The sequence below is a fragment of the Nocardia sp. NPDC004573 genome, assembly GCF_053602135.1.
Genome location: NZ_JBSGDA010000026.1, coordinates 66,370 through 82,272, shown reverse-complemented (window position 1 = coordinate 82,272; position 15,903 = coordinate 66,370). Strand labels below are relative to the sequence as shown.

The 15,903-nt window shown below is 70.0% G+C and carries 14 protein-coding genes; 10 read left to right on the top strand and 4 right to left on the bottom strand.

What is annotated here, in order from left to right; all coding sequences use genetic code 11:
- Positions 1 to 247: 247 nt before the first annotated feature.
- The 3 genes from ACWEKR_RS29825 to ACWEKR_RS29815 all read left to right on the top strand — a co-directional run bounded on the left by ACWEKR_RS29825 (position 248) and on the right by ACWEKR_RS29815 (position 4,299).
- A complete protein-coding gene (locus ACWEKR_RS29825) occupies positions 248 to 1,699 on the top strand; it encodes an MFS transporter (protein ID WP_452357280.1) in 1,452 nt (483 codons plus the stop codon).
- A 169-nt stretch (positions 1,700 to 1,868) separates the two neighbouring features.
- A complete protein-coding gene (locus ACWEKR_RS29820) occupies positions 1,869 to 2,915 on the top strand; it encodes an LLM class flavin-dependent oxidoreductase (protein ID WP_452357279.1) in 1,047 nt (348 codons plus the stop codon).
- 19 nt (positions 2,916 to 2,934) lie between these two features.
- Positions 2,935 to 4,299, top strand: a complete 1,365-nt coding sequence (locus ACWEKR_RS29815; protein ID WP_452357278.1) for an NtaA/DmoA family FMN-dependent monooxygenase — start codon at positions 2,935 to 2,937, stop codon at positions 4,297 to 4,299.
- A gap of 170 nt (positions 4,300 to 4,469) precedes the next feature.
- On the opposite strand, the gene ACWEKR_RS29810 is transcribed toward ACWEKR_RS29815, so the two are convergent.
- The 4 genes from ACWEKR_RS29810 to ACWEKR_RS29795 all read right to left on the bottom strand — a co-directional run bounded on the left by ACWEKR_RS29810 (position 4,470) and on the right by ACWEKR_RS29795 (position 7,794).
- Positions 4,470 to 4,955 carry a glutathione peroxidase gene (locus ACWEKR_RS29810; RefSeq protein ID WP_452357277.1) on the bottom strand — a complete coding sequence of 162 codons (486 nt, stop codon included), beginning with the start codon at positions 4,953 to 4,955 and terminating at the stop codon, positions 4,470 to 4,472.
- 97 nt (positions 4,956 to 5,052) lie between these two features.
- Entirely contained in the window at positions 5,053 to 6,645 is a 1,593-nt protein-coding gene (locus ACWEKR_RS29805; protein ID WP_452357276.1) for a succinic semialdehyde dehydrogenase, read from the bottom strand.
- A 135-nt stretch (positions 6,646 to 6,780) separates the two neighbouring features.
- Positions 6,781 to 6,978 (bottom strand): ferredoxin, encoded by a 198-nt coding sequence (locus tag ACWEKR_RS29800; RefSeq protein WP_452357275.1) that lies wholly within the window; start codon positions 6,976 to 6,978, stop codon positions 6,781 to 6,783.
- Positions 6,979 to 6,987: 9 nt separating this feature from the next.
- Positions 6,988 to 7,794 (bottom strand): SDR family oxidoreductase, encoded by an 807-nt coding sequence (locus tag ACWEKR_RS29795; protein ID WP_452357274.1) that lies wholly within the window; start codon positions 7,792 to 7,794, stop codon positions 6,988 to 6,990.
- Between the two features lie 324 nt (positions 7,795 to 8,118).
- Between ACWEKR_RS29795 and ACWEKR_RS29790 the strand changes: the two genes are divergently transcribed.
- The 7 genes from ACWEKR_RS29790 to ACWEKR_RS29760 all read left to right on the top strand — a co-directional run bounded on the left by ACWEKR_RS29790 (position 8,119) and on the right by ACWEKR_RS29760 (position 15,434).
- The gene (locus ACWEKR_RS29790; RefSeq protein WP_452357273.1) at positions 8,119 to 9,585 is read left to right on the top strand and encodes an aldehyde dehydrogenase; all 1,467 of its coding nucleotides are present in this window, start codon (positions 8,119 to 8,121) and stop codon (positions 9,583 to 9,585) included.
- 33 nt (positions 9,586 to 9,618) lie between these two features.
- Entirely contained in the window at positions 9,619 to 10,371 is a 753-nt protein-coding gene (locus tag ACWEKR_RS29785) for an SDR family oxidoreductase (RefSeq protein WP_452357272.1), read from the top strand.
- Positions 10,368 to 11,246: an NAD(P)-dependent oxidoreductase gene (locus ACWEKR_RS29780; protein ID WP_452357271.1), complete on the top strand. Its 879-nt coding sequence runs from the start codon at positions 10,368 to 10,370 to the stop codon at positions 11,244 to 11,246. Before ACWEKR_RS29785 ends, ACWEKR_RS29780 begins: the two co-directional genes overlap by 4 nt.
- Positions 11,243 to 11,647 carry a carboxymuconolactone decarboxylase family protein gene (locus ACWEKR_RS29775; RefSeq protein WP_195091074.1) on the top strand — a complete coding sequence of 135 codons (405 nt, stop codon included), beginning with the start codon at positions 11,243 to 11,245 and terminating at the stop codon, positions 11,645 to 11,647. Before ACWEKR_RS29780 ends, ACWEKR_RS29775 begins: the two co-directional genes overlap by 4 nt.
- A gap of 13 nt (positions 11,648 to 11,660) precedes the next feature.
- Positions 11,661 to 13,130, top strand: a complete 1,470-nt coding sequence (locus tag ACWEKR_RS29770) for an FAD-dependent oxidoreductase (protein ID WP_452357270.1) — start codon at positions 11,661 to 11,663, stop codon at positions 13,128 to 13,130.
- A 33-nt stretch (positions 13,131 to 13,163) separates the two neighbouring features.
- Positions 13,164 to 13,742, top strand: a complete 579-nt coding sequence (locus tag ACWEKR_RS29765) for a TetR/AcrR family transcriptional regulator (protein WP_159849259.1) — start codon at positions 13,164 to 13,166, stop codon at positions 13,740 to 13,742.
- 105 nt (positions 13,743 to 13,847) lie between these two features.
- On the top strand, positions 13,848 to 15,434 hold the full coding sequence (locus ACWEKR_RS29760) for a GMC family oxidoreductase (protein WP_452357269.1): 1,587 nt from the start codon (positions 13,848 to 13,850) through the stop codon (positions 15,432 to 15,434).
- Positions 15,435 to 15,903 lie beyond the last annotated feature (469 nt).

The window sequence follows — 15,903 nt, the reverse complement described above, 5'->3', positions numbered from 1 at the left end:
GCTTCAGGTCGGTGGCGTATTTCCCGATTAGTTCCGGAGAAATCTGCGGAATATCGTGTTCGGCGCCGATTTTCGCGGATCGGACGGCGGAGCGGAACTTCTCCGCGGGCAGGGCCGCGCACGGCCGGGGCCGGGCGCCGATAGGCGTGCAGCAGAATTCCGTTGCGGCCCAGCTCAGCCTGGTGCTGCCGGTACCAGTGTCATCGGGCTCCTGTTACCGGTGCCCGGCGCACCGCATTGTCAGTGCATGACACAGACCATATCGCCGGGCCCGGCGGCGGCACCGACGCCCGCCGCCGCCCCGGCCGCTCCGGCCGCCGCGCTGGGAGCGCGGCGTTCGCTGGCCGTCCTCATCGTCATCCTCACCGGCCAGTTCATGGCGGTGCTCGACTCCTCCATCGTCAACGTCGCGATCCCCTCCATCCGGGGTTCGCTGCACACCAGCGGTGCGGCCCTGCAGCTGATCGTCGCCGGGTACGTCATCGCCTATGCCGTCCTGCTGGTCACCGGCGCACGGCTCGGTGATCGGTTCACCCAGCGGCGTGCGTTCGTCGCCGGGCTGGCGCTGTTCACCCTGGCCTCGCTGGCCTGCGGTCTGGCCTGGAACGAGACCGCGCTGATCGTCTTCCGGTTCGCCCAAGGCGTCGGCGCGGCGGCGATGGTGCCGCAGATCATGACGCTGATCCAGCGCACGTTCACCGGCGACGCCCGCGCGCGGGCCCTGAGCGTCTACTCGGCGATCATCTCCGGCGGCATGGTAGCCGGGCAGGTGCTGGGCGGCCTGCTCGTCAACGCCGATCTGTTCGGCAGCGGCTGGCGTGGGGTGTTCCTGGTGAACGTCCCCATCGGGCTCGCGCTGCTCGTCGCGGCGCCGCGCATCCTGCCCTCCTCGGCTCAGCGCCTCGAACGCAAGCTCGACCTGCCCGGACTGGCCACCCTCACCGCGTCGGTGTTGCTGCTGGTGCTGCCGCTGGTGCTCGGACGGGAGCTGGAGTGGCCGTTGTGGTCGTGGATCGCGCTCGCCGTCAGCGTGCTCGGCTTCGCATCGTTCGTGGCGATCGAACGGATCGTCGCCTCCCGGGGCGGCGAACCCCTCTTCGCGCGGCCGGTGCTCACCGCGCCCGGCCTGGTCCCCGCCGCGGTCGCGCTGTTCGTGATCATGGCGACCTTCGGCGGCTGGATGTTCGTCATGGCAATCCATTTGCAGAGCACGCTGGGCTACAGCGCCTTGCACGCTGGTCTGCTGTTCGTCCCGCTCGGGGTGGCCTTCGCCGTCGCGAGCCTGAACTGGGAGCGCGTCCCGGCTCGGTGCCACCCGACGATGATCCCGCTCGGGCTCGTGCTCGGGGCGGTGAGCATGGTCGCCCTCGGCGCGCTGCTGCGCGACGGCGCCGAGATCGGGCCGCTCGCCCTGACACTGCTCGGTCTGTGCGGCGCGGGCAACGGCATCGCCTTCAGTCCGCTCATGACCCGCACGCTGGCCAAGGTCCCGATGACCCTGGCGGCCGACGCCAGTGGCATCCTGGTGACCAACGTGCAACTCGGCATCGTGGTCGGGATCGCCACCTTCGGGTCGCTGTTCCTCGGACTGGCGGGCAGCACGGTGACCAGCGCGGCGCACGCCCTCGGCAGCACGGCGATCGCCGAGGGTGTCACGGTTCTGGTGGCCGCGGCCTTCGCTGCTCGCGCCGCGCGATAGTCCGCCTGCCATTCGACAACCTTCGGATCATCGCGACGCAAACCATCGCGTATCGCCACCCTCGCCGCGCATGCTCGCAAGGGGTGCGCCGCGGTGGCCCGAGCCGGATCGTGCCCGGCTCGGGCCACAGTTCGCCGCGCCTGGTTCGCGGGATGAAAGAAGGTGCGGGATGGGCGTTTTCACGCTCGGTGTAGAGCTCGACGGGGAGGGGTTCCACCCCGAGGCGTGGCGGCGGGCGGCGCACGCACCGGACCGCCTGCTCACCGGCGACACCGTGCGCAGGCGGGTGGCCGCCGCCGAGAACGCCGGATTCACCCTGGCGACCTTCGCCGATTCGATCCTGCCGGGGCGCGAGATACCCGGCCGCATCGACGCGGTGACCCGGGCGTCGTTCGTGGCGGCCACCACCAGCACGATCGGGCTCGTCCCCACCGTTGCCACCACCTACGCCGAACCGTTCCACACGGCATCGCAGGTCGCGTCGCTGGACTACGCCTCACGCGGGCGAGCCGGCTGGATCGCCGAGCGCCTCGACGACGCGCGTGCCGCGGCCGCGTGGGGACGCACGCCGATCGCGGGAGACGCCGAACTGGCTCGCGAGCAGCGGGACTCGATCGAGGTGGCCCGTCGCCTCTGGGATTCCTGGGAGGACGACGCGGTCATCCGCGATTACCCCAGCGGCCGCTTCCTGGACCGCACCAAACTGCACTACGTCGACTTCGAGGGCGAGACGTTCTCGGTGAAGGGACCGGCCATCGTGCCGCGCCCGCCCCAGGGCCTGCCCGTCGTGTTCGGCGCCGAAGGCTCGGTCGACGTCCGGTTCGTCGCCGCCGATTCCGTCGCGGCGGCGGTCGAGGCCGGGACCGCGGTGCGCGCGACGGGTGATGCGCTGGTCTTCGTCGAGGTCGAGGTCACCTTGGACCTCTCCGGTGTCCCTGCCGCGCGGCGACTCGGCGCCGCCGCCGACTCCGCCGGCCGACTCGCGTTCTCCGGTTCGGCGCGGGAATTGACCGCTCTGCTGACCGAACTCAGCAACCACTTCGACGGGGTGCGGCTGCACTTGGCCGTGATCGATGAGGACCTGCCCGTGCTCGCGCGCGAGGTCGTGCCCGCCTTGTTGCGCACCGGGGTCGCGCACCGTCCGGTTCCCGGTTCGACCCTGCGCGCCAACCTCGGCTTGTCCCGTCCCGCCAACCGCTACGCGACCACGCGCTGATCGTCAGGAGATCGTTTCCGTGACCGACTTCCCGCGTCCCGACGCCCAGGTCCACTTCGGCGTCTTCTTCCAGGGCGTGAACCACACCACGATCTGGTCCGACCCGGCCAGCGGCTCGCAGATCGACTTCGAGACCTTCCGCAGGGTGGCGCTGACCGCCGAGCGCGGGCTGTTCGACGCGTTCTTCCTCGGCGAGGGTCTGCGGCTGCGCGAGCAGGACGGCGCGATCCTGGAACTGGACATCGCCGGTCGCCCCGACGCCATCACCCAGCTCGCCGCGCTGGCGGGTATCACCCGGCACATCGGCCTGGTCGCGACCCAGAACACCACCTACAACGAGCCCGCGGACCTGGCGCGCAAACTGGGCAGCCTGGATGTGCTGTCCGGCGGTCGCGCGGGCTGGAACGCGGTCACCACCGACAACGCCTGGACCGGAGCGAATTTCCGCCGCGGCGGATTCCTCGACCATGCGTTGCGGTACGAGCGCGCCGCGGAGTTCGTCGCGACGGTGCGGGCGATCTGGGACGCCTGGGACGACGGTGCGATCGCGACGTCGCAGCGGAGCCCGGCGTGGGCGAGCGCCGGGGCGATCCACCCGGTCGTGCGCACCGGTCCGCACTTCGACGTCCGCATCACCCCCACGCTGCCGCGCAGCGCGCAAGGGCATCCGGTGATCTTCCAGGCGGGCGATTCACCGGCAGGTCGCGACTTCGCCGCGGCGCACGCCGATGTCATCTTCTCCCGGCACGGAACGCATTTCGACGACGCGCTCGCCTTCGCGACCGACATCCGCGCACGCCTGCGCGCCGCGGGCCGCCCGGAGGACGACATCCGGATCCTGCCCGGCACGCAGATCATCCTCGCGGAGAAGGAATCCGAGGTCGAGGAGAAGGTGCGCTGGGTGAAGAACGGCCAGTACACCGGCCAGACCGCGCTGTCGCTGGCCGGGCAGATCTGGGGCCGAGACCTGTCCGGGCTCGACCCGGACGGCCCCCTGCCCGCGGACGACCCGCAGCCCCGCCCGATCTCGGAAACCCGTGGTGCACCGCGCTCCGGCCAAGACCCGGCAGCCATCGCCCGCGACTGGCGCGCCAGGGCCGAGGCGGAGAATCTCTCCCTCCGGGAAGTGGTGATCGCTGCCACCGAACGCTCCGGCTTCGCCGGCACCCCCGCACGGGTCGCCGACGAACTGGCCCACTGGGTCCGCCACGGCGCGAGCGACGGTTTCAACATCTCCCCGTACCTGGTCCCCACCGGCCTCGACGAGATCGTGGACTGGCTCGTCCCCGAACTCCAGGAACGCGGCGTCTACCGCACCGAGTACACCGGCGCCACCCTGCGCGAGCACCTCGAACTCCGCGAGCCCCTCACCCGCCGCCCTTGACGATCCCGCGAGTGGCACACCATCGAGAGGCTTACTCGCAATCGCCGCAGCGATGTGCCACTCGACCACTTGGCGATCGAAGATGACGAGGTTCGTTGCCGGCACTCGCCGGCTGAACAAAGCCGCCGTCTCGAGCGGACGGCGGCCCCGGCTGTTCGTTCTTGACTACCTCAGAGGACGGATTCGATGGCGGCGACCAATTCCGGTGCGTCCGGGGTGGTGCGCGGGCGGAAGCGGCCTGCGATCTTGCCGTCGCGGTCGATGAGGAATTTCTCGAAGTTCCATTGGATGTCGCCCGCGCTGCCTTCGGCGTCGGGGGTTTCCACCAGGTGATGGTAGAGGGCGTGGCGCTGCTCGCCGTTGACGTCGGTCTTCTCCAGCAAGGGGAAATCGACGCCGTAGGTGGTGGCGCAGAATTGCTGGATTTCCTCCGCCGTGCCCGGTTCCTGTCCCATGAACTGGTTGCACGGCACGCCGACCACGCTGAAACCGCGCGGGCCGAAGGACTCGTGCAGCTCGACCAGCCCGGTGTACTGCGGCGTCAGTCCGCATTTCGAGGCCACGTTGACCAGCAGGACGGCGCGGTCGCCGACCAGATCGGCCAATGTCGTCGGCTCGCCGGACAGCGTGCGCAGCGGAACTTCTCGAAGGCTCATAGGTATCCGTTCCCGATTCCGTAGATCCAACCCCGGCGGCCACGCTACCGGATCGTCCCGGGCGGTGACCGTCGTCGGTCGACGGTGGAACCCGTGCTCAGCGCAACCTGGTGCGGCGCATCAGCCGCAGCGACGTCAAGGTCATCTTCAGCTGCTTGTCGTAGGGCTGGCCCGCGCGTGCGGCGAGTACCTGCTTCTTGAGCACGCCGACGTTCACCGTGTCGGTGTACTTCAGCAGGCCCTGGTCGCCGTGCCGGGTGCCGACACCGGACTGCTTCACGCCGCCGGAGGGCGTGCCCTTGGCGGCGTATGTCGCGACGAAACCGTCGTTGACGTTGATGTTGCCCGCCTGCAACTGTGCGGCGATGCGCTGGCCGTGCGCCAGGTCGCGGGTCCACACGCTGGCGTTCAAGCCGTAATCGGTGGCGTTGGCCAGGCGCACCGCCTCCTGCTCGTCGTCGAACGCGTACACGGTGACGACCGGGCCGAAGGTCTCCAACGTCGCGTGGGTCATCTCCGGGGTCACGCCGGTGAGCACGGTGGCCTCGTAGAACGCCGGACCGACATCGGGGCGCGCCTGCCCGCCCACGTGCACGGTGGCTCCCTTGGACCGCGCGTCCTCGACATGGGCGGCGACCCGCTCCAGCTGTTGCGGCGAGACGAGCGACCCGAATTCGGGCACGTAGTCGTAGGTGCCGCCGATCTTTCCGTTCAACTCCGCCGCCGCGGCGACCAACCGGCGCAGGAACTCGTCGTGGATGGAGCGGTGCACATAGATCCGTTCGATGTGCATGCACGCCTGCCCCGAGTTGGCGAACGCCGCGAACACCGCGCCGGGAATCACCTCGTCCAGGTTCGCGTCGGCGAGCACGATCATCGGATTCTTGCCGCCCAGTTCGAGGCTGCACCCGATGAGGTTGCGGCCTGCCTGCTCGCCGACGATCCGGCCGGTGGCGGTCGAGCCGGTGAACATGACGTAATCGACGTTGTCGATCAGGGTCGGGCCGATATCGGGTCCCGCACCGCACACCACCTGGACCAGCCCGCGGGGCAATCCAGCCCGGTGCAGCAACTCGACGCCGAAGATCACGCACAGCGCGGTCTTGTTGTCGGGCTTCAGCACGACGCCGTTGCCCGCCATCAGCGCTGGCATGGCGTCGGACAGGGCGATGGCGAAGGGGAAGTTCCACGGGGCGATCACGGCGACGAGCCCTTTGGGGCGGTGCTGTTCGGTCGACGTGGTCAGCAGCGGCATCGGCCCGCCCCGCCGTTTCGGCCGCAGCACCCGGCGCGCGGTCTTGAGGTAGTGGCTGATCACCATGGGCACGTCGCAGGATTCCTCGACGGCCATCCGGCGGGTTTTGCCGCACCCGATCTGGATGAGATCGGCGATGGTCTCCACTTCGCCGAGGATCAGCTCGTGCAGCCGCTCGAACACCCGCAGCCGTTGCCGCAACGGCAGCGCGGCCCACTCGGCCTGCGCCGTCCGGGCGGCGGCGCACGCGGCCAGAACGTCCTGCGGGGTCGACTGCGGAAGCGCACCGACCGGAGCGCCGGTGTAGACCTCGATCATCTCGAACGGCGCCGCGCTACCGTCGGCGGCGACCGAATCGGTCAGCCGGGTGATCAGCTCTGCGGTGATCCTTGCGGGCAGCGTGCCTGCCGCCTTCTCGGTGTGTGCTGTGCTCATCGGATCTTCTCCATGACGTCGGGTATCCCCGCAGGTGCCGGGCCGCGCGACTGAATTAGAACACGTTCCGGTTTCGGATTCATCGTATTCGCCCCGGTCCGCCCTGCCTACCGTGCCGCCGGTGCGGATTTCCGGTCACTCGTCGGCGACGACGGACAACGCCCGAGTCGGGCAGTAACGCACGGCGCGCTGGACCTCGGCCTGCGCGGCGGGGTCGGCTACGGCGTCGAGGATCTCCACTTTGCCGCGCTTGGGGACGAGGAACGCTCGGGGCGCCTCGTCCTGACACACGGCATGGCCTTGACACAGATCCAGATCGGCCAGCACTCGCATCGTCGCTCCTTACTGTTCGTTCGATCCCGCGTCGTCCGCGAGGGGACGGATCGGCGCCTCGGGTTGCACTTCGACCAGCACCAGGTGCGAACCCCGCGGCGTGGCCACCACCGCCACCACCGCCGCGGCCAGATCGCTCGCCCGCAGCATGTACGGGTGCCTGGCGAATCCCCATGCCTTCCAGTCCTCCAGGACCGGGCCGACGATCTCGGGCGTGGAGTTCATGCCCATACCGGTCAGGGTGGGGCCGGGCCGGACCAGCGACAGGCGGACGCCGCTGCCCTCGAGTTCCATCCGCATCTGCGCGGCCATCGCTTCCAGTCCCGCCTTGGCGGCGCTGTAGGCGCCGGTGCGCGGCCGCGGTTCCGGCGCGCAATCCGAGCTGATCAGCACGATGTCGCCGCGTTGCCTGCGCAGCATGCCGGGCAGCACGCGGTGCACGAGGCGCTGCGCGCCCACGAGATGCACCTGCACCTGGCGCACGAACCGTTCCGGATCCATGGCGTGCGCCTGCCCGAACTCGATGTCGCCCGCGCTGGAGACGAGGATCTCGGTGGGGCCGAGCGCCTCTTCGGCCGCGCGCACGAATTCCTCGACCGAATCCGGCTCGGTGACGTCCAGACGGTGCGCGAACGCCTCGCCGCCATCGGCGCGGATCTTGTCCGCCAGCTCGGCGCACTGTTCGACCCGCCGCGCGCCGAGCGCGACCGGGTGGCCGAGTTCGGCCAAGGCCACGGCGGTGGCCGCGCCGATCCCGGAGGAGGCGCCGGAGACGAGCGCGGGCCTGCGCTGCGGATGGGGTGCGAATCTGGGCATTATCGGGTCTCCACGATGATGATCGGGCGGGCGAAGCGATGCGAAACCGAGAACGGGTTCCACCGGATGCCACGGCGGGGGCAGCGACGTGAAGACAGATAGCTGGACATGTGTCTGGACACTACCACCGCTTCGCGTGCCCCGACAATCACTCGCCCAGCACCCCTTGCCCGCATCAACGCCGTCACGCGCAAGCATCCGAGCGATCACGCCACCGCGAGCGCCGACATCGGCGAGAATGGCAGAGTTAGAACCTGTTATTGCCACCGATCATCGCCCCGGACTATATTCCGTACACGTGTCCAGACAGTATCGGAGTAATCCATGAGCAGCCTTCTGCCCGCCGACGGGTCCCGCCTGCTGATCGGCGGCAAGCTCGTCGAGGGCGCCGACGGTGTCTTCGCGACGGTGAATCCCGCGACCGAGGAGGTCCTGGGCCTCGCCGCGGACGCGGACGCGGCCGATCTCGACGCCGCCATCGAGGCCGCGCGCACCGCGTTCGACGAGACGGACTGGTCGCGCGATCACGCCTTCCGCGCCCGCTGCCTCGAGCAGTTGCGCACCGCGCTGCAATCCCACGTCGAGGACCTGCGCGAGATCACGATCGCCGAGGTCGGCGCACCGCGGATGCTCACCGGCGGCCCGCAGCTGGAAGGCCCGGTCGCCGACCTCGCCTACGCGGCCGGACTCGCCGAAACCTACGACTGGGAAACGGATCTCGGCGTCGCCGAGCCGATGGGCATCAAAACCCGCCGAACCCTGCGCCGGGAACCGATCGGCGTGGTCGGGGCGATCACCCCGTGGAACTTCCCGCATCAGATCAACTTCGCGAAGCTGGGACCCGCGCTGGCCGCGGGGAACACCGTCGTGCTCAAACCCGCCCCCGACACACCCTGGTGCGCGGCGGCGGTCGGCGCCGTCATCGCCGAGGAGACCGATATCCCGGCGGGCGTGGTGAACATCGTGACCTCCGCGGACCACGCGCTCGGCGCCCGGCTCACCGCGGACCCGCGCGTCGACATGATCAGTTTCACCGGGTCCACGGCCACCGGCCGCGCGGTCATGACCGGCGCCGCCGCCACGCTGAAAAAGGCGTTCCTCGAACTGGGCGGCAAGTCGGCCTTCATCGTGCTCGACGACGCCGACATCGCGGCGGCCTGCTCGGTGGCGGCGTTCTCGGTGTGCGTGCACGCCGGGCAGGGATGCGCGCTGTCCACCCGGTTGCTGGTTCCCCGCGCCGCCTACGACCTAGCGGTCCAGGCGGCCGCGGCCACGCTCGGCGGGATCCGGCCGGGCGACCCGGCCGACCCGCGCACCGTCTGCGGACCGCTGATCTCCGAACGTCAGCGCGCCCGAGTGGAACGCTACATCGACATCGCGCGCACCGAGGGCGGGCGCATCGTCGTCGGCGGCGGGCGACCGGAGCGCGAGCGCGGATTCTTCATCGAACCGACGTTGATCGCGGACGTCCCCAACAGCGCGACCGTCGCCCGCGAGGAGATCTTCGGCCCGGTGCTGGTGATCATTCCGCACGACGGCGACGAGGACGCGGTCCGCATCGCCAACGACTCCCCCTACGGGCTCTCCGGTTCGGTGTGGGGTACCGACCCCGAACGCATCCGGCGCGTCACCGAAGGCGTGCGCACCGGGACGCTGAGCGTGAACGGCGGCATCTGGTACTCCGCCGACGTTCCGTTCGGCGGATACAAGCAATCCGGCCTCGGCCGTGAGATGGGCATCGCCGGTTTCGAGGAGTACCTCGAGACCAAAGTCATCGCCACCGCGGCCTGACCGCCGCGGGACAACACAGAGGAGCAGAACTCCATGGCCCGTTTCACGGGAAGATCCGCCATCGTCACCGGCGCCGCCCAGGGCATCGGCGCCGCCTACGCTCAGGCGCTGGCCGCCGAAGGCGCGAACGTCGTCGTCGCCGACAAGAACGCCGAGGGCGGGGCGGCGGTGGTCGAGAAGATCGTCGCCGACGGCGGCACGGCCGTGTTCGGACAGGTCGACGTGGCCGACCCCGAGTCCGCGACCGCGCTGGCCGATCTCGCTGTCGCCGAGTTCGGCGGTATCGACCACTTGGTGAACAACGCCGCCATCTACGGTGAGATGAAGCTGAACCTGCTGCTGACCGTGCCGTGGGACTACTACAAGAAGTTCATGAGCGTGAACATGGATGGCGCGCTGATCATGACCCGCGCCGTCTGGCCGCACATGTCCAAGCGGGGCAGCGGATCGATCGTCAACCAATCCTCCACTGCCGCATGGCTGTATTCCAGCTTCTACGGCCTGGCGAAAGCAGGCGTCAACGGGCTGACCCAGCAACTGGCCTTCGAGCTCGGCGGGTCGAACATCCGCGTCAACGCGATCGCGCCGGGGCCGATCGACACCGACGCCACCAAAGCCGTCACCCCGGAGGTGATCGTCGACGACATCGTCAAGCGTCTGCCGCTCAAGCGGATGGGCACGCCGCAGGACCTGGTCGGCGCCTGCCTGTACCTGCTGTCGGACGAGGCGAGCTGGGTCACCGGGCAGATCTTCAACGTCGACGGCGGACAGATCGTGCGGTCATGAGCGCTCGCATCGGATTCCTCGGCCTCGGCAACATGGGCGCGCCGATGGCCAAGCGCCTGCTGGACTGGCCGGGCGGGCTCGCGGTGTGCGACATGCGGCCGGAAGCGGTCGAGCCGTTCCTCGCGGCCGGCGCCGACGCGGTCGCCTCCGGCGCCGAACTGGCCAGGCAGGCGGCGATCATCTCGATCACCGTCGTGAACGACGCCCAGGTCCGCGACGTGATCACGGGCCCGGAAGGCATATTGCGGACCGCCGCGCCGGGCATCGTGGTCGCCGTGCACTCCACGATCAGCGACCGCACCGCCGAAGAACTTGCGGCAGTCTGCGGCGAGCGCGGCGTCGAACTGGTGGACGCGCCGATCAGCGGCGGCGCGCCCGGCGCGACCCGCGGCGCGCTGGCGGTCATGGTCGGCGGCAGCGCGGCGGCGTTCGAGCAGGTGCGCGAACCGTTCGGCTGCTTCGCCGATCTGATCGTGCACGCCGGGCCGGTCGGCGCGGGCACACGCATGAAATTGGCGCGCAACCTGCTGCACTTCGTCTCTTTCACCGCGGCCGGCGAGGCGCAACGGCTGGCCGAGGCGGCCGGTCTCGACCTCACCGCCCTCGGCAAGGTCGTGCGGCACTCCGACGCGGTCACCGGTGGGCCGGGCGCCATCATGCTGCGCGACACCACCGCCCCGATCCAGGACGGCGACTTCTGGCTGCCGATCCTGCGGCACGTGCGCGACCTCGGCGAGAAGGACCTGAGCCTCGCCCTGGAGCTGGGTGAACGGCTCGGCACCGCGCTGCCACTGGCCGAATCGGCCCTCCAACGGCTCGGTCCCGGACTCGGCGTCGGGACGGGCACCTTCGCATCGGAAAGGCAATCCTCATGAGCGACAACGGATCCGGCGACACCGTGCGACAGCGCGGTCTGGCCAGGATGGCCGAGGTGTACGGCACGGAGTTCCAGGAGTACCCGGGCGCCCACTTCGCCGTCACCGCCGACCACCTCTTCGCCGACATCTGGTCGCGGCCCGGGCTCACCGTCCGCGACCGCAGGCTGCTGCTGCTCGGCGCGCTGACGGCGCAAGGCGCGATCGACACCGCCGGCATCCAGATCGGGGCCGCGCTGCGCAACGGCGAACTCACCGAAGACCAGTTGCACGAGATAGCGGTGTTCTTATGTCACTACGTGGGTTGGCCGAACGGCACCAAACTCGACATCCTGGTGGGCACGATCGTGGCACAGCAGAAGAAGGCCGCCCGCGCGCAATCCACGTCCGCCGAGCAGTGAGGATTCGTTGACCATGTCCGACGCCACCACCATTCGCCCCTTGCGCGCTAGCCGGGTCGAGACCTGGGATGACCGCGCCGATGTCGTTGTCGCCGGATACGGCATCGCCGGGGTCTGCGCCGCCATCGAGGCCGCCCGCGCCGGTGCGGACGTGCTGGTGCTGGAGCGCACCGGCGGCTGGGGTGGCGCCGCCGCCCTGGCGGGCGGCTTCATCTACCTGGGCGGCGGCACGCCGCTGCAGCAGGCCCTCGGCTTCGAGGACACGCCGGAGAACATGGAGACCTTCCTGCTCGCCGCCCTCGGCCCCGGCGTGGACAAGGCGAAGATCGCCGACTACTGCCGCGGCAGCGTCGAGCACTTCACCTGGCTGGTGTCCTGCGGCGTGCCGTTCCGCGAGGCGTTCTGGGGCGAGCCGGGATGGGAGCCGCCGCACGACGAAGGACTGATGTACTCCGGCGGCGAGAACGCCGCGCCGTTCAACGCGATCGCGAAACCCGCTCCGCGGGGCCATGTCCCGCAGATGGCCGATAAGCGCACCGGCGAGAAGGGCGGCGGCTACATGCTGATGAAGCCGCTGGCCGACACCGCGCAAGCGCTGGGAGTGCGCGCGGAATACGACATGCGGATCGCGCGGCTGATCGTCGACGACGACGATCGGGTGGTCGGCGTACTCGCCCGCCGCTACGGCAAGCCGGTCGCCGTCCGCGCCGAACGCGGCGTCGTGCTGGCCACCGGCAGCTTCGCCTACCACAAGGAGATGATCGAAGGCTACGCACCGCGGCTGATCGGCAGGCCCGCCGCGGCGATCGAGGAACACGACGGCATCGGCATCCGGCTGGCGCAGGCGCTCGGCGCGGAACTGGCGCACATGGACGCGACCGAGGTGGCCTTCTTCGGGGACCCGCAACTGCTGGCTCGCGGCATCCTCGTCAACGGGCGAGGGCAGCGCTACGTCACCGAGGACACCTACCCCGGCCGGATCGGGCAGGCGACGCTGATCCAGCAGGACAATCAGGCGTACCTGGTGATCGACGAGGCCTCCTACGAGGAGGCGCTTACGACGGAGACCTCGACGCCGTTCTTCCGCCAGCCTCCCACCTGGGTCGCGGAGACCATCGCCGAGCTGGAAGCCGAGATGGGCCTGCCCGGCCAGGCGCTGCAAGCCACCGTGGAGTGCTACAACCTGCACGCCGCCAACGGCGAGGACCCGTTGCTGGGCAAGAAACCGGAATGGGTGCGCCCGCTGCGCGGACCGGTGGCGGCGTTCGACATGCGCGGCTTCACCGCCGGTTTCACTTTGGGCGGACTGCGCACCGATCTCGACTCCCGGGTGCTGCACGTCTCCGGGGAGCCGATTCCGGGACTGTTCGCGGCGGGGCGGTGCACCTCCGGCCTGTGCGCGGGCGGGTACGTCAGCGGCGCGTCGCTGGGCGACGGCAGTTTCTACGGGCGCCGGGCCGGCATCGCGGCGGCCAAGAACTGAACCGTTCCAGTCCGCCTAGTAGGATCCAGACACATGTCCGAACCCGATTCCGTCATTCTCGAGGCGACCCGCCGCAGGCTCTCCGGCAAGCAGGCCGACACCGTCGACAAGCTGACTCGCGCGGCGGTGGAAGTGCTCGCGCGGGAAGGGTTCGCGGGCATGACCATCCGGATGGTCGCCGCGGCGGCGGGCGTCGGGACGGCCACGGCGTACACCTATTTCTCGTCGAAGGAGCATCTGGTCGCCGAGATCTTCTGGCGGCGGCTGGTCGCATCGCCGTCACCGGTCAGCGAGGACCCGGATCCGACCGTCCGGGTGGTCGCCGAACTGCGCAACATCGCGATGCTGGTGGCCGACGAGCAGGAGCTCTCCGGCGCGGTCACCAGCGCGTTGCTCGGCCGCGACCCCGATGTGGAGCATCTGCGCGGACGCATCGGCGCCGAGATTCGCAAGCGCATCATCCGCGCGCTCGGTCCGGATCCGGACCCGGATGTGGTCGAGTCGCTGGAATTGCTCTACGCGGGCGCACTGGTGCGCGCGGGCATGGGTTACGGGTCGTACTCCGAGATCGCCGACCGCATCGAGGCCTCGGCGTTGCTGATTCTGCGGTAGCGCGGACAACGCCGGACGACTTCGGGCCGGTTACCCGAAACCGGACCGCGCGGCGCATGCTTGCTCGTATCTTTGCCGTAGTCGGTGCAGATCGGAGTGGGAAAAGTGCAACCTGGTGAGCTTTCCGCGGACTACGTCGTCGTCGGTTCGGGATCGGCGGGCGCGGTGGTGGCCAATCGGCTCAGCGCCGATCCGGGCACCACGGTGGCGTTGCTGGAAGCGGGCCCGCCGGACAAGAACAAGTTCGCGCACATTCCCGCCGGCTTCGCGAAACTGTTCCGCTCCGAGGTGGACTGGGATTACCTCACGCAGCCGCAGCCGGAACTGAAGAACCGCGAGATCTACTGGCCGCGCGGCAAGATGTTCGGCGGTTCGTCCTCGATGAACGCCATGATGTGGGTGCGCGGGTTCCGCGCGGATTACGACGAGTGGGCGCTGCTGGCGGGCGCGGAGTGGGGCTTCGCCGCGGCCGTCGAGCAGTTCCGGCGCATCGAACGTGTGGAGAACGCCCAGTATCCCGACGAGGGCACCGAAGGTCCGCTGCACGTCTCCCGCCAACGCAGCCCGCGCGGCCTCACCGCCGCCTACCTGGCCGCGGTCCAGGAGGCGGGCTACCAGGTCGAGCCGCCGAACCGTCCGCAGCCGGACGGGTTCAGCGAGACCATGGTCACCCAGCGTGGCGGCCGCCGCTGGAGCACCGCGGACGCCTACCTGCGGCCCGCCCTGCGCCGGCCGAACCTCACCGTGCGCAGCGACGCGCTGGCCACCCGGGTGCTGTTCGACGGCACGCGCGCCGTCGGCGTGGAATACCGCCGCGGCGGCGCCACCCACACGGTCACCGCGCGGCGCGAGGTCGTGTTGTGCGGCGGCGCGATCAACAGCCCGCAACTGCTGATGCTCTCCGGCATCGGCGACCGGGACGACCTGACCCGCCACGGCATCGAGGTCCGCCACCACGCGCCGGAGGTGGGCGCGAATCTGCAGGACCACCTGGTCGCCGGGCTCGGCTACAGCGTCACGGGCGATTCGTTGTTCGGCGCCGAGAAGCCGCGCCAGCTGCTGGCCTACCTGATCCGCCATCGCGGCATGCTCACCTCGAACGTCGGCGAGGCGTACGGGTTCATCCGCAGCCGGGCCGATCTGGAGTTCCCCGATCTGGAACTGGTCTTCGCGCCCGCGCCGTTCTACTACGAAGGACTGCAGGACCCGACCGAACACGGCGTGATCCTGGCGACGGTGCTGCTGCGCCCGCAGAGCCGGGGACGGATCGCCCTGTCCGGCGCCGACCCGTCCGCCAAACCCGTGATCGATCCGCGCTACCTGTCCGACAGCGCGGGCGCCGACCGCGCCGCCATCATGGCCGGGCTGCGCGTGTGCGCCGCCATCGCCGCGGAACCCTCGATGAAGGCGGTGCTCGGCCCGCTGATCTATCCGCCGCAGGCGCCCGCGGAACCCGAGGCCGTGCTCGAACTGACGCTCAACTCCTATGCGCACACGCTCTACCATCCGGTCGGCACCTGCCGCATGGGCACCGACGCCGCCAGCGTCGTCACGCCGCGGCTGGAAGTGCGTGGCGTGCAGGGACTTCGAGTGGCCGACGCCTCGGTGATGCCGCTCATCATCCGCGGGCACACGCACGCACCGGCGGTGTTCATCGGCGAGCAGGCGGCCAAGTTCATCCTTGCCGGGTAAGGGCGGTCCGTTCCGGGGCGGGGCGGCGCGCTTCGACGTCATCGGCCCGGCCCCGCGGCGGCGGACCGCCGGGTCCGGGCAGGAGCCTCGAGTACTGCTCGGCAGGTCGGCGCGTGACGCCGTCGGCTCATCCGCTCCGCGACGCGACATCACGCGCCGATACAGCTGTGGCGAATCGTTCTGACACCGGCACCCGCAGGCAGCTTCGCGTACACCGGCACGATGGCGAGACTGTCCCGCGCCGATGCGCGACGGCAACGTTCATCGCGCCCGTCGATGCGCGTTCGCGATGCGACGAACAGCCCGAGTGAAGCGGCGGCCAGCATTCGCACCCACTCGGCGCGGACCACGTCGATGCCCGCCGCGAGGAAAGCGGCCGCGGCCGCCAGTGGCCACGACAGTGCGCGGCGCGGCCTCGGTGGCCGGGGAAACCGTGCTGTTGCGGCGGCGGGCGCAGGTGGCGGCACTC

Bases quoted from the DNA above. Each gene is read 5' to 3' on its own strand.
- ACWEKR_RS29805 (WP_452357276.1), bottom strand. From the start codon at position 6,645: ATGAGCACAGCACACACCGAGAAGGCGGCAGGCACGCTGCCCGCAAGG.
- ACWEKR_RS29765 (WP_159849259.1), top strand. From the start codon at position 13,164: ATGTCCGAACCCGATTCCGTCATTCTCGAGGCGACCCGCCGCAGGCTC.
- ACWEKR_RS29810 (WP_452357277.1), bottom strand. From the start codon at position 4,955: ATGAGCCTTCGAGAAGTTCCGCTGCGCACGCTGTCCGGCGAGCCGACG.
- ACWEKR_RS29770 (WP_452357270.1), top strand. From the start codon at position 11,661: ATGTCCGACGCCACCACCATTCGCCCCTTGCGCGCTAGCCGGGTCGAG.
- ACWEKR_RS29795 (WP_452357274.1), bottom strand. From the start codon at position 7,794: ATGCCCAGATTCGCACCCCATCCGCAGCGCAGGCCCGCGCTCGTCTCC.
- ACWEKR_RS29825 (WP_452357280.1), top strand. From the start codon at position 248: ATGACACAGACCATATCGCCGGGCCCGGCGGCGGCACCGACGCCCGCC.
- ACWEKR_RS29785 (WP_452357272.1), top strand. From the start codon at position 9,619: ATGGCCCGTTTCACGGGAAGATCCGCCATCGTCACCGGCGCCGCCCAG.
- ACWEKR_RS29780 (WP_452357271.1), top strand. From the start codon at position 10,368: ATGAGCGCTCGCATCGGATTCCTCGGCCTCGGCAACATGGGCGCGCCG.
- ACWEKR_RS29820 (WP_452357279.1), top strand. From the start codon at position 1,869: ATGGGCGTTTTCACGCTCGGTGTAGAGCTCGACGGGGAGGGGTTCCAC.
- ACWEKR_RS29790 (WP_452357273.1), top strand. From the start codon at position 8,119: ATGAGCAGCCTTCTGCCCGCCGACGGGTCCCGCCTGCTGATCGGCGGC.
- ACWEKR_RS29800 (WP_452357275.1), bottom strand. From the start codon at position 6,978: ATGCGAGTGCTGGCCGATCTGGATCTGTGTCAAGGCCATGCCGTGTGT.
- ACWEKR_RS29775 (WP_195091074.1), top strand. From the start codon at position 11,243: ATGAGCGACAACGGATCCGGCGACACCGTGCGACAGCGCGGTCTGGCC.